A 13,129-nucleotide genomic window follows, 5' to 3' on the forward strand; every position below is an offset into this window, starting at 1 on the left:
TCGCCGTGGATCAGGCGAATTCTGACGACTGCATCAGGTTTCGCGGATCGCTCGCGACCTCGTTGAGAAGCCACTGGCTGAACCAGCGGATCGCACGTCTGCTGCCGGACGCATTTTTGACCGCAAGAAAATAGCTGTAAGGAGTCTCGGCGCTTTCGCCAAAGGGGCGAACCAGTCCGGATGTTCCGGATTTGAAATTGACCATATCTTCGAGCACCAGCGCCATTCCCAAGCCGTGTTGTGCTGCCGAAACCAGTAATGGACCATTGTCATAATATTCGATCTTGCTGGAAGGCAGCGCGTCCAAACCGACAGCCTTCAGCCAGTTGGGCAATATTTCCGGTAAGGCGCGGTGGATCAGAAGCGGCTGCTCTTTCAAGGCACGCTTCAGCCCGGTGCGCGTGTCAACCAGACTTGGTGCGGTGATCGCAAAGGCGCGCTGCGGACGCAGTTCGTGCATTTCGATCTGATGGTCATTCTTGTTGGCGAACAGGATGATGGCATCAAGACTCATGCCCAGTTTCGCCATCGGCGAACCGGAACTGTCCAGGGTCAGTTCGACTTCGGGATGTTTTTCCCTGAATTGCTGTATACGCGGCATCAGCCAGGCTGTTGCAAAGGACGGGGGAACGCCCACGGTGATCTTATATTGTTTTTCCTCACGCAATTCTTCCAGAAGCAGCCCGAGCTTCTCGAACACAGGCTCGGTACCGATCAGCAGGCGCTTCCCGGTCGGGGTGAGCTGGAATTCATGGTGTCGCCGCTCGAAAAGAGGCTGGCCGACATAGGTTTCCAAATTCTGGATGCGCCGGCTCAACGCCGATGGGGACAGATTCAGATCAGCTGCGGCTGCGCGTAGCGTGCCGCTTCGTGCTGTGGCCAGAAAAGCTTCAAGGGCACCGGTTGGGGGAAGCCTGCGCATTTTTACTCCTGATACTCATTACGACAGCATGATCCGTCATCAGGAACCTTGTCCCTGCAAAGGGTGAGTCAGGATCAGATACGCGCTGTGTCGTGACACTAGCTGATTTTATGCTGCAATGCACCATTTTTTGAGAAAAGCTTTTTCTGCGCTTTTTCTTGATCTGGCGACACTGTAGTAGTGGTCTGAAAATAAAAGAAAAAATACGGTTTTGCAAAGATTGCAACGGGTCGTGCGCAAGCTGCGATGGTGCTTTTTGTCCGAATCGAGAATGTTGCAACGCACAAATTCAGAAGGGAATTACATTATGAACACCGTCAAAAGCACAGCCTTATTTGCCCTCGCCGTATCGGCGATCACTACCACTCCTGCGGTAGCAGCAGAGGAAAAAGCATCGTTCCAATTTGTTGCGCAAGAACTGCAGAGCGAAAGCAGCCGCGAACGGATGATGATGCGCCTGGAAAGAGAAGCGCGCTCTTATTGCCGCAGCGGAAACTACTCGGTTTTGATCCCCCGTCACAGTCTGAGCAAGTGCAGCGATGCCATCAAAACACAGTGGATGACGGCCATCGACAGCGTTGAGATGAGCGGTGTCAGCGCACATGCAGGCACGGAACTGGCTGACGCCCGTCCCTGATATCTACGACGCGCCTGACATATCGTCCTGGCGCACCGATATATAGTCAAACAGGCCCTTTCCGCTTCTGGCGGGGAGGGCCTGAATGGTGCTGACGGTTTCAACTTGTCCCGCCAACAGGGGCCGGGCGAAGACCATGATCATTTCCGACGGCTTCCTCGTCCGCTCCGATAAATGCCACTTTCCTGCAGGCGTCTGCATTGCATCCAAAGGTGGTGGGGGCCAGCCATACAATCATTTTCGGGCCGATATAGTCCTTGATACTGTCTCGATTTTGCATATAGCCACCGGACTCGAATGCCGATAGCGTGCATTTACATTTGCCAGATTCGTAAAAGCAGGGGGGTCGAGTGGTGCTATGTCAAATGAGATGATTTCATCGATCAGCTATATCAGCACCGCGCGCGCCGGCCTCACCGACGCCGATTTCCAGGCCATTTTGGAAGAAGCGAGCAAACGGAACGAGACCTTGGGTCTGACCGGGCTGCTTACTTTCAACGGACTGAATTTCATGCAAACTCTCGAAGGGTCCAAGAAAAGCGTCGGCGAGTGCATCAGGCTGATCGAGGCCGACCGGCGGCATGATGGCCTGGTCTTCTTCGATCGCCGTGAGATCAAGCACCGGGAATTTCCCGATTGGCGCATGGCGGGAATCATGGTCGGCCAGGACCGTCAGCATGGCAAGGCCCAGCTCGATGAAATTCTGTCCGCTGCGGAGATTGCACCGGAGACGAGGAAGCATTTCGAAAGTTTCCAGTCTTTCGGGACGCCAGCGCAATAATCGGCGGGCGGGATACGGCCGCTATCCCGCCTGACCGCTGACAAGATTTTCTAATTCTCTTCCTCGGCGGCTTTCCAGGCGCCCATCGAGCCAAGATAGATATCGAGCTTCTGAAATCCCCGACTGGCCAGCCAGCCCGCGGCCACGGTTGCGCGCATGCCGCTGGCGCACATCAACGTATAGTGATGCGCCTTGTCGAGTTCCTTCCACCGTTCGTTCAGTTCGCCGACATAGATATGCTGCGAGCCGTCGATCGCGACTTCGCTCCGTTCATCCGCATCGCGCACGTCGAGCAAGGTCCAGTCGCTGCGATGCTCTTGCAGCCGCTTCCTGACTTCCTCGGTCTCGATCATCGGGATTTGCTCCATGCTCTTCCCTGACGCCGCCGCCGGGACCACGCCACTATAGCCGCCAACGATATTGTCGAGCGCGATCCGCACGAGATGCTCTGTTGCACTGGCAAGCTGGCTTTCGTCCGAACCGATCAGCAAAATGCTGTCTTCCTCGCCGATATACCAACCGGCAAATGCCGATATCATGCCAACCGGCAGGCTCATAGATCCAGGAAAATGACCCGAGGCATAAGCCATCGGATCGCGCACATCTACCCAATGGGTGGCGTTGCAATTGTCCAGTTCCGACAGCATCAGGTTTTTCGGCCTTGGCACCCGCGGAGCCGGATCGCCGCCTTTCAGATTGAGCCGTTCCATCAACCGGAAATAGGGTGGTTGATAATGATTCTCGCTGATCTTGGCCTCGATAAACGCATCCCGGCTCCCGATTTGCAGCCGGGGATTGTTCTTGCGTTCATGGCCGACCGTCGAAAATTCCCGTTCCGCCATGCCCGATCCGCAAACCGATCCGGCCCCATGGGCGGGATAGATCATCGCCTGATCGCCGAGCGCCAGAATTTTCTGCAGGGAATCGAACAAAAGCCCGGCAACTTCCCGTTTGCGATCCGGGTAGAAATCGGTCCGGCCGACGTCACCGACAAAGAGGGCATCACCCGTGAATACACCGACAGCGCCGTCCGGATATTCCGAGTCATAAAGCGCAAAGGCGATATGATCATCGGTATGGCCCGGGGTTTCGATGATCTCGACAGTGAGTTGTCCGATATCGAAGCGATCGCCTTCACGGGCGGTCTTCGCATAAACAACGTCACCCGCCGGATTGGGACCATGATATACTGTGGCGCCTGTCATGCTTGCCAAGATCGGCGCGCCGGAGACCAGATCCTCGTTGCGATGGGTCTCGAAGATATGGGTGATTTCAAGGCCTTCGGCCCGCGCGGTCTCGAGATAGATATCGCAGTCCCGTCGCGGATCGATCACGGCGGCCTTGCCGCCGGAACCGACCAGATAGGAAAGATGGGAGAGACCTGGTGTCTTGATTTTCCTGAGCAGCATATTTCCTCCTCATGTTGACCAGATTACGCACGAACCCGGCTCGGGTTCCGCTCGATTACGGCCGATAGCAATGGCTTCGCTACCGGATTGCCGCTCCCGCTCTTCGATCAGAACCAGAACCGCAGCCCGATCACATAGCTGGTGACCTCCGGATCCTCACCGGCCAGTCGGGCAAAGTCTCGACTGCCACCCAGTTTCCATTCCTGCTCGACCCCGACATAGGGCGCGAATTCCGGCACAATCTCGTAACGGAGCCGGAGACCAAGCTCGATATTGTCGATACCGGAACCGATTCCCAGTCGGGGAATCTCCTGAGCCGAGAGATTTATTTCTGCGCGCGGTTGCAGGATCAGGCGCTGGCTGATCCGCTGGTCATATTCCGCCTCGATCCGCGCGGTAAGGTCGCCCTTGTCGGAGAGGAAGGCGGCGGCATCGACCTCGAACATATAGGGCATCAGGCCCTGAACACCAATCACCGCGTGGCTGCGTCCGGAACCGGTCAGGTCCTGCCGGACGCCGGCCTGCAGATCAAAGAAGGGCGCGATGGCGCGGCTGTACAAAGCCTGCACTTCGGCGCTTTCCAGCGGTTCCCCGAAACTGCCTTCGCCTTCGCTCTTGAACCAGAATTTGTCGAGGTCACCGCCATAATAGCCCTGCAGATCCCAGAGAAAACCGTCCTCGCCTTGGCGCGCGCGATATTCCAGCCGGTCGCCCTGGAACCAGAATATCTGCATATTGCCATGGTCGTTATAGAGCGCTTCGCGTGCCGGACGCATGGCCTCCGCGCCCCAGATCGCGTCCGCCGCATTGGGCGGACCGGTCGGGCTGTTAGGCGGGGAGGCCGGCTTGCCATGCCCCATCGCGCCATGGTCCATCATTGAATGATCCACTTCGGGTCCGGTTTCCGGGGCAGCGGGCATCGGATGCGCGCTGTGATCCATCTGGCTGTGATCCTGCGCCAGCGCCGGCGTGGCCGCTATGAGGGCCGCCAGGCTTGCGGCAAACAACCGCATCACGAGGCTCCTTCCGGAAAGGCGACACTGACCGTCTGCATCATCCCGGCGTGCATATGGTAGAGCAGATGGCAGTGGAAGGCCCAGTCGCCCGGTTCGTCGGTGGTTACGTCGAACGTCGCGCTGCTGCCCGGCTGGACAATCACAGTGTGCTTTTTCGGCTGGTGATGGCCCTGGCCGTTGACCAGTTCGAAAAACATCCCGTGCAGGTGGATCGGATGGGCCATCATCGTGTCGTTGACCAGCTTCACCCGAACCCGCTCGTCAAAGCCGAAGCGGATCGGATCATCGCCGACCGCGCTGAACTTCCTGCCGTCGAAGCTCCACATATAGCGTTCCATATTGCCGGTGAGATGCAATTCCATCTCGCGGTCCGGCGCACGCTTGTGATGATCCATCGCGAGCGACTTCAGCAGGCGATAGTTGAGCACGCGGTGCGGCACGGTATCAAGGCCGAGGCCGGGATAGCCGGTGCGGTCCTGCGGGTTCATTGCCACCATGTCGATGCCGGGGCCGGTCTTGACCGTATCGGGCAGCAGCGCCGTGTCCCGCATATCCATGCCGCCGCTCATATCCATCGCTGCCATGTCATGGCCGCTATGCGCGTCGACAGGCGCGGCTACGGGCATTGCGTGTCCCATGGCCGCATGATCCATCTTGCTGTGGTCCATCGGCGCGGCTGGCCCAGCACCATCGCTGCCGTGATCCATGCTCCCATGGCCCATACCCCCATGCCCCATGTCGACCATCGACAGCAGAGGCGGTTCGCGCAGGGCAGGGAAGGCGGCCTTGCGTCCGGGCTGGGAGGTCAGCACCGCCTGCGCCATGCCGCTCCGGTCCATGCTCTCGGCGGCAATCGCAAAAGCACCGGCTGCGCTCGGCGTGACAATCACATCATAAGTCTCGGCCACTCCAATCTGCAGCTCGTCGACTTCGACCGGTTGCACATTCTGGCCGTCCGCCTGCACGATGGTCATCGGCAGCCCCGGCAGACGCATGTTGAAGAAGGTCATCGCGCTGCCATTGATGATCCGCAGCCGCACCCGTTCGCCGGGACTATAGGCAAGCTCCAGCCCGTCCTCCGGTCCGTGGCCGTTGATCAGATAACTGTAAGTTGGCGCCGAGACATCGGCGATATCGGTCGGCATCATCCGCATCCGCCCCCACATCCTTCTTTGTGCGCCGGAAAAATCATAATCATCGGTCGCGGTGGTTTTCTGGCGGCTGAAATAGCCTTCCGATACCTTGAGCTTTTTCATGATGGCATGCGGGTGCATCGGCGTGAATTCGCTCAGCAGGATGATATGCTCGCGGTCATATTGCACCGGATCGGGGCCGGCGGGATCGATGATGATCGGGCCATAATGACCGACCTGTTCCTGCAGCCCGCTATGGCTGTGCCACCAGTAGGTGCCCGACTGGCGCGGGGTCAGCGGCACATCAAAGCGCGCACCGGGCCTGATCCCCGGAAAGCTGATCCCCGGCACGCCGTCAAACTGGAATGGCAGCAGCAGGCCATGCCAGTGCACCGAACTGTCGACATCGAGCATATTGTGCACCGACAGGATCGTCTGCTCGCCCTCCTTCAGCCGGATCAGCGGCCCCGGCACCGTGCCGTTGACTGCAATCGCATGGCCGGACCGGCCGCCGGTGGCAAAGCGGCCATCGGCAATATGCAGATCGATCTTCGCACCGGAAAGCTCATGAATACCCTTGCGCACCGGGCCGCCCATCTGGCCCATCGACCAGGCGGGCATGGGCAGGGCTACGGCACTACTCAAGGCGGCCAGAGAGCCGATCATCCGGCGGCGGGAAAGGAGAAGATTGCTTTTTGTCATGCTCGAAACTATATACCCCCCATAGGTATATTACAAGCGTCGATGCCGCGGCTTGATGCCGGGCAGGGGCAGCCCGCGCGACGAGCAGGGTGACAGGTTGCCCGGAACACCCCTTCGGCTCGTGCGTCATTGTAACAACCGCTTATGCAGGAAGGAAAGGAACGCGCTGACGATGTCAAAATATACAAGATTTATCGTGATGATCGCCACCTCGACGCTGGTGATGTTCGGCCTGATGTATCTCAACACCTACGCGCTCGACCATGTCCAGTTCAGTGAAACGCGGACCTGGATGGCGCTCTATATGGGCGGGGCCATGGCCATCGTCATGCTGCTGTTCATGCTCGGCATGTACGATGACAGACGGAAGAACGCGCTGATCCTCGGCGGGGCTGCCCTGCTGTTCGCCGGCTCGCTCTATCTGGTCCGGTCGCAGGACACGATCTCCGATCTGGCCTGGCAGAAAGCCATGATCCCCCATCACAGCATCGCCATCCTGACCAGCGAGCGCGCCCATATCGAGGACCGGCGCGTGCGGGATCTGGCCGACAATATCATCAAGGCCCAGCGCCGCGAGATCAGGGAGATGCAATGGCTGATCGAGGATATCCGGGCCAACGGCAAGGCCGTGACCGAAGCCGATGCCACCGCACGGCCGGTGCCGGATTTCGAGGGTGAATTATGAGCAATATCAAAACCGCAAAACTCTACCGCATGGTGATGGAGCAGCATGTCTGTCCCTATGGGCTGAAATCGAAAGACCTGCTGGAGCGGCAGGGCTTCACGGTCGAGGATCATCATCTGACCACGCGGGCGGAGACCGATGCGTTCAAGGCGGAGCATGATGTGGAAACGACGCCGCAGACCTTCATCGATGGGAAGCGGATCGGCGGCTATGACGAACTGCGGGTCGCTCTTGGCAAGGACAAGCCGAAGGACGAGCGCAGCGATACCAGCTACCAGCCGGTCATCGCCCTGTTCACGATGACTTTCCTGATGGCGCTGGCCGCGGCCTTTGTCGCCACCGGTGCCTGGTTCTCGATATTGACCGCCGAATGGTTCGTCGCTTTTTCGATGTGCGGTCTCGCCTATCTGAAGCTGCGCGATATCGAGAGTTTCTCGACCATGTTCCTCAACTATGATCTGCTCGCCAAGCGCTGGGTCCGCTATTCCTATCTCTACCCGTTCGGCGAGGGGCTGGCCGGTGTGCTGATGATTGCCGGCGTCGCGATGTGGCTGGCTATTCCGGTGGCCTTGTTCATCGGTACGATCGGCGCGGTCTCGGTCTTCTACGCCGTCTATATCCAGAAGCGCGAGCTTAAATGTGCCTGCGTCGGCGGCGACAGCAATGTGCCGCTCGGCTTCATCTCGCTGACCGAGAATATTTTCATGATCGGCATGGCGCTGTGGATGAGTTACAAGCTGTTGGCCGCGTGATAAGGACGGGATCATGACAAAAGACAATATCAGCGCGAAACTCAACCGGCTGAAGCGCATCGAGGGGCAGGTGCGCGGCATCGCGAAAATGGTCGAGGAAGACCGCTATTGCATGGATATCCTCCACCAGATGCAGGCGGTGAAATCGGCGCTAGCCAAGGTCGAGAGCCAGATCCTCAAGGATCACGCCGCCTGCTGCGTCAGCGAGGCGATTGCCACCGGCGACCCCGAAGAACAGCGCGAGAAATTCGACGAGCTGGTCGACCTGTTCGAGAAGATGAAGCGCTAGCAGCCGGGCCAGGACGCGCCACGCCGGCTTGTCGGATCAATCCGCTAGAGCCGGCTTGGTCCGGTAGATTACGGTATCCCCGACGCCTTTCAGCGCGATGGTCTCGGGCGGATCAAATTCATGCGCGCCGGTACATTGATAATAAGTGGCGGCGGACACGGCAATCCCGTTCGGCTCCGCCGCACCCTCGATCCGGCTGGCGATATTCATCGTGTCGCCCCAATAATCATAGGCCAGCCGGCTGGTGCCGACGACGCCGCCGACCACAGGGCCGCTATGGATGCCGACCCGCAGCTGGATATCGATCCCGCTTGCTGTCGCGCGGCTCTGCATTTCTGCGATCACGTCCTTGGCAAAGCTGACTGCATCTTTCGCGCCGGGTCCGGTCGACGCGGTGCCGCCCGATACCGCGAGATAGCAATCGCCAATGGTTTTCACTTTCTCGATACCATAGCGGCTGGCGCATTGGTCGGCGATCAGGAAAAAGCCGTTCAGCTGCTCGACCAGATGGCCCGGCGACAGCTGTTTGGAGAGTTTCGAGAAACCGACAATATCGATGAAAACCACCGAGATATCGGAAAAGGAATCGGCCACCACTTCGCCGGCGCGCAGCCGCTTGGCGACCGCTTGCGGCAGGACATTGTAGAGCAGCTTCTCGGTCTTCTTGCGCTCCCGGTTGAGCTCCAGCCGCGCCACATACATCGCCCGCGCCCGGCGATCGGCTTCCCAGTTGGTGAAGATCGCAAACAGCAGGAAGAAGCTGATGTTGACGATGGTGTGATACATTTCGTCGACGTCGATACCGTGGATGTCCATATAGACGACGAACACGCCCAGCGTAGCGATCGCCCAGACCAGGAACAGCTTCACATTGGCGACAAAGGCGACGCTGGCGATGAAATAGATCAGGCCGAAGAAGACCACGGAAATCTTGGTGATATCCAGATCATTGGCGGCGGTGGTGCGCAACAATACCGCCATCAGCACAGCCGCGGCGATGGTCATGGCAATGAAGGGCAACATGTCGAGCCAGCGCCATTCGATATAATGGCGGTTGGTCGTTGCAAAAATCGCCAGCGCAAAAAAGCCGACGATCGCCACCGTGGTGATATTGAAGGTCGCAAAGGCCTCGTTCGACGAGAAAACCGGGGTCAGCATGAAGAAGCCGAGGAAGATCAGCGGCCCGAGAATGATGATCGCCCGCGTCGCCTTGAGCCGCGACGCGCGCTCGTCCTGCACATATGCCCGCTCGTCATCGGCCTCGGCAAAATGATTGATAAATGCCATTATATATCCCCCCGGATGAAACGGTCGCTGGCCGGAAAACCGTGCGGCGCGAATGCTGTAATCCGGCCCTTCTATCACAGGGTTGTAGGGTGCGACTATTAACTAGAGGTTTTTTTGGATGAATTGTTGTGGCGGGGGGCTGACAAACGGGGCTCGGAGAAGGGAAATTGATTGACCCTGGTACCCGTATCAAAGATCAGTAACGACATGCTAACTCTCATGCAGTTTCAGGGCCAATGGCGTGACTATCAAAAACGCGTTCTGGATGAGCTTCAGGAGCATTTGGAAGACAGAAAGCTGCACATCATCGCTGCCCCGGGTTCGGGGAAAACCGTGCTCGGGTTGGAGGTCATGCGTGAACTGGCACAGCCGGGACTTATCCTTTCACCAACTTTGACGATACGGAATCAATGGTCCGAACGGCTGCTCGAGCTGTTCCTACCTCAACTAGAGACCGATCATGATAACCTGTCATATGATCTTAAAAATCCGCGGATTATAACCAGTGTTACCTATCAGGCACTGCATGCGCTCTGGAAAATAGAAAGCCAGGGCGAAGGCGAAAAACGCAGTCGCCCGGAATTCGAGCGGTTGATAACATTGTTAAAAGCCAATGCAGGGATAACCATCATCGTCGATGAGGCACATCATCTTCGCCGCGAGTGGTGGCGAGCGCTTGATGCCTTGGTTGCAGCCCTTCCCAATGCGACGTTGGTAGCATTGACCGCCACACCTCCCTATGATGCGAGCTACGCCGAGTGGTCGCGATACGACAATCTGTGTGGCGTTGTCGATGCCGAAATTTCAGTTCCGGAACTGGTCCGCAACGGCGACCTCTGTCCGCATCAGGATTTTGTACATTTCTCGCTGCCGCAACAAAGCGAAATGGATCTTTTGCAGGAACGACGGCGAGGTATAGCCGATTTGATATCTGACCTGCTTTCCGATGGGGAAGTCGTTCCGGCACTCGCCTCACACTCATGGATGACCGATCCTGAATTTCATGAAGAAGAGATATTGGATCATCCCGAGTTTCTATCATCTATGTTGATAATGATGGCGGCGGCCGAGTTTGAACTACCGAGAAAGCCGCTGGAACTGCTGGGCATAAAGAAGGAGAATATTCCGCTTCTTACGCCATTCTGGCTACAGATTTTCTTGAATGGCCTTCTGTTTGACCAAAGTGATCTGTTGGGCAAAGTCGGAGAAGCAAGAAAGCTGATTGAAAGACGGTTGCGCAAACTGGGGCTTGTTGAAGGCAATCGGGTTAAGCTGCTCGAGAGTCGAGCCGTCATCAAGGCGGTTGCAGGCAGCTTGGCCAAGTTGGATTCTATCATTGAAATTGCCAAAGCAGAGCAGCAAAACCTTGCTGACAAGCTGCGAATGGTGGTTTTGACTGATCACGTCAGAGCATCAGATTTGCCACGGAAAGAGGATCAGCCATTCACGCCCGCAAAGCTGGGCGTTGTCCCGATATTCGAGACATTGCGTCGAGCGAAACTCCAGGAATCCCGGATTGCTGTTCTCACCGGAACGCTTGTGATCATTCCGGACACGGCGCGATCCAGCTTGTCCGAAGCTGCGAAAGCGGCGCATATCCCTGGAAAAGAGATTAAGATCAGAACGCTTGATGGGTGCCCCGGCTATAGTCAGCTGCAACTAGCAGGCAGTGGTAATCAAAAAACTGTCCGATTGATCACGCATCTATTCAATCTGGGCGAAATCCGTATTCTTGTCGGCACGCAGGCATTGCTAGGAGAGGGCTGGGATGCGCCCACCATCAACACGCTCGTTCTGGCAAGCAATGTCGGTTCCTATATGCTCTCCAACCAGATGCGGGGGCGCGCTATTCGCATTGATCGAGCCGACCGGGAAAAGGTTGCCAATATATGGCATCTGGCGACGGTAGAACCGCAGGTTGGCGGACTATGGCCGACCTCGACATCACGTTTTATCTGGAATGCTGCCGTTGGGTTCAATGCAGTTGATCTGCCGACACTGGGTAGTGACATGCGCTTGCTATCCCAGCGATTTCAAATGTTCGAAGGCATTTCTAACGGGACGTCAGACCATATCAGCAACGGTATCGATCGGCTTGGTATATCTGCAAATCATGGTCGGGGAGATAAAATCTCGAGCAACAACGAATATATGTTCCAGGTCGCCAGTCGGCGCCAGCAAATTGCAAGAAAATGGACAGCTTCTTTAGGCGATTCACAGCAAAGGTCGCATGTGCACAAGATTGCCGAAGTCAATTATGCACCCCGCGGCGGTTCCTATGATCAAACACTTCAATTCCTCTCAATAAACGCTGTAACAGGCGGGTTCATTGCTGCTGCCGCCGCATTGCGGCAGTTTCAGTCAGTCCGGGAAATTGCTACATTGCTCCTTGTCCTGAGCGGCCTGACTCTGGTTTATTCCATGCCCAAACTATTTGTATCCATCCGTCTATTCGTCAAAAATGGAACACTCGAAAAAAGCCTGCAACAGGTCTGTGATGTGTTGCTGCAGGCTTTGCATCATGTATCCGCACTCAGAAGTCATCCGAGCATCTATACCGTTGAGATCGAACCCAGCATTCGCGGCCACCACAATATCATTCTTCACGGCGCTTCGCGTGCGGAGGAACGAATATTCCTCGATGCTTTGTCCGAAATATTGGGTCCGATAGGGAATCCTCGCTACATTCTTGTCAGGAAAACTCTGCTGGGCTGGATTAATCGTACCGACTATCATGCTGTGCCGACGATATTGGGGACTCACAAAGACGACGCAGAATATTTTACCGAGTGCTGGAACAGGCAGATTGGGCCGGTGAAGAAAGTCTTCACCCGGCAAATGCAAGGTCGAAAGCTTCTTTTGCGCGCAAGAGCCAGTTCGATGGCTGCGGGCTTTCAGCGGTTGGTAGATCGAAGATCGCAGTGGAGATAGGGCAGGGCTGGGGAGAACTGCTTTCGAGCGACGCTGCCCAGGATAGGGCTTGCCAATTTTTTATGGTCTTTCCTACACCGGGCCCCATCGCTTATCTTCACTTTGGCTCTTTGAAAATCTGGAAAAGATGTCGGCGATAGCGCTCGCCCAACTGAAACGATCGCACTCGATTGTCCGCCGCGTTTGAAAGGTCACACTCGCCGCTATGGTGGCAGAGAGAAAAGACCGGAAAACTGCGACTTCAGGGTAAAGGTCGCGGAAAACAAATGGGTGTGTTTGTGTAAAGTTTAATTGTGGCGCGCTAGTGGGTTCGCGTGGCCATCGCATCCTTCGACAGGCTCAGGGCGAACGGGGTTTCCTTGATGGGCTCGCACGAAGACACGAAGCCACAAAGGGGGTTAGAAATGCGTACCAAGTCTTTGTGACTTTGTGGCTTTGTGCGAGAATGATGGCTCGCGATGCCGGTGGTGAGAAACCGTTCCTGGCCCCAAGTTTGACAAACTTTGGGATCGCTGAGGGCAAAAATCCGTTCGCTTCGAGCGTAGTCGAGAAGCCTTGCGCGATGTGTCTCGACTACGCTCGACA

Annotated in this window: 12 protein-coding genes; 6 read left to right on the top strand and 6 right to left on the bottom strand. The window is 56.8% G+C overall.

Features of this window, described 5'->3' with window-relative positions:
- Window positions 1-10: 10 nt before the first annotated feature.
- Window positions 11-922: a LysR substrate-binding domain-containing protein gene (locus CHN51_RS12095; protein ID WP_100094237.1), complete on the bottom strand. Its 912-nt coding sequence runs from the start codon at window positions 920-922 to the stop codon at window positions 11-13.
- Window positions 923-1,229: 307 nt separating this feature from the next.
- Here CHN51_RS12095 and CHN51_RS12100 point away from each other — a divergent pair, with 307 nt between their 5' ends.
- Entirely contained in the window at window positions 1,230-1,559 is a 330-nt protein-coding gene (locus CHN51_RS12100; protein ID WP_164089145.1) for a UrcA family protein, read from the top strand.
- A gap of 3 nt (window positions 1,560-1,562) precedes the next feature.
- On the opposite strand, the gene CHN51_RS19775 is transcribed toward CHN51_RS12100, so the two are convergent.
- A complete protein-coding gene (locus CHN51_RS19775) occupies window positions 1,563-1,703 on the bottom strand; it encodes a hypothetical protein (RefSeq protein WP_164089146.1) in 141 nt (46 codons plus the stop codon).
- Between the two features lie 214 nt (window positions 1,704-1,917).
- Between CHN51_RS19775 and CHN51_RS12105 the strand changes: the two genes are divergently transcribed.
- Window positions 1,918-2,340, top strand: coding sequence for a BLUF domain-containing protein (locus CHN51_RS12105; protein ID WP_100094239.1), 423 nt, complete (start codon window positions 1,918-1,920; stop codon window positions 2,338-2,340).
- A 50-nt stretch (window positions 2,341-2,390) separates the two neighbouring features.
- On the opposite strand, the gene CHN51_RS12110 is transcribed toward CHN51_RS12105, so the two are convergent.
- From CHN51_RS12110 to CHN51_RS12120, 3 genes are all read right to left on the bottom strand, one after another.
- Window positions 2,391-3,749 carry an MBL fold metallo-hydrolase gene (locus tag CHN51_RS12110; protein ID WP_100094240.1) on the bottom strand — a complete coding sequence of 453 codons (1,359 nt, stop codon included), beginning with the start codon at window positions 3,747-3,749 and terminating at the stop codon, window positions 2,391-2,393.
- A gap of 107 nt (window positions 3,750-3,856) precedes the next feature.
- The gene (locus CHN51_RS12115; protein ID WP_100094241.1) at window positions 3,857-4,762 is read right to left on the bottom strand and encodes a copper resistance protein B; all 906 of its coding nucleotides are present in this window, start codon (window positions 4,760-4,762) and stop codon (window positions 3,857-3,859) included.
- Window positions 4,762-6,600, bottom strand: a complete 1,839-nt coding sequence (locus CHN51_RS12120; RefSeq protein ID WP_100094242.1) for a copper resistance system multicopper oxidase — start codon at window positions 6,598-6,600, stop codon at window positions 4,762-4,764. The genes CHN51_RS12115 and CHN51_RS12120 overlap by 1 nt, the downstream gene beginning before the upstream one ends.
- 172 nt (window positions 6,601-6,772) lie before the next feature.
- On the opposite strand from CHN51_RS12120, the gene CHN51_RS12125 reads away from it, so the two are divergent.
- From CHN51_RS12125 to CHN51_RS12135, 3 genes are read left to right on the top strand one after another with little or no spacing between them, the layout of a single operon-like run.
- On the top strand, window positions 6,773-7,285 hold the full coding sequence (locus CHN51_RS12125; RefSeq protein WP_100094243.1) for a DUF305 domain-containing protein: 513 nt from the start codon (window positions 6,773-6,775) through the stop codon (window positions 7,283-7,285).
- Entirely contained in the window at window positions 7,282-8,037 is a 756-nt protein-coding gene (locus CHN51_RS12130) for a glutaredoxin (RefSeq protein WP_100094244.1), read from the top strand. Before CHN51_RS12125 ends, CHN51_RS12130 begins: the two co-directional genes overlap by 4 nt.
- 13 nt (window positions 8,038-8,050) lie before the next feature.
- Complete coding sequence (locus tag CHN51_RS12135; RefSeq protein ID WP_100094245.1) at window positions 8,051-8,326, top strand: metal-sensitive transcriptional regulator; 276 nt, start codon at window positions 8,051-8,053, stop codon at window positions 8,324-8,326.
- Between the two features lie 36 nt (window positions 8,327-8,362).
- Here the strand turns inward: CHN51_RS12135 and CHN51_RS12140 are convergent, their stop codons facing one another.
- On the bottom strand, window positions 8,363-9,613 hold the full coding sequence (locus CHN51_RS12140; RefSeq protein ID WP_100094246.1) for an adenylate/guanylate cyclase domain-containing protein: 1,251 nt from the start codon (window positions 9,611-9,613) through the stop codon (window positions 8,363-8,365).
- Between the two features lie 171 nt (window positions 9,614-9,784).
- Here CHN51_RS12140 and CHN51_RS12145 point away from each other — a divergent pair, with 171 nt between their 5' ends.
- Window positions 9,785-12,544 (top strand): DEAD/DEAH box helicase family protein, encoded by a 2,760-nt coding sequence (locus tag CHN51_RS12145; RefSeq protein ID WP_123906311.1) that lies wholly within the window; start codon window positions 9,785-9,787, stop codon window positions 12,542-12,544.
- Window positions 12,545-13,129: the final 585 nt, after the last annotated feature.

The organism is Sphingorhabdus sp. YGSMI21 (assembly GCF_002776575.1).
Taxonomy (GTDB): Bacteria; Pseudomonadota; Alphaproteobacteria; order Sphingomonadales; family Sphingomonadaceae; genus Parasphingorhabdus.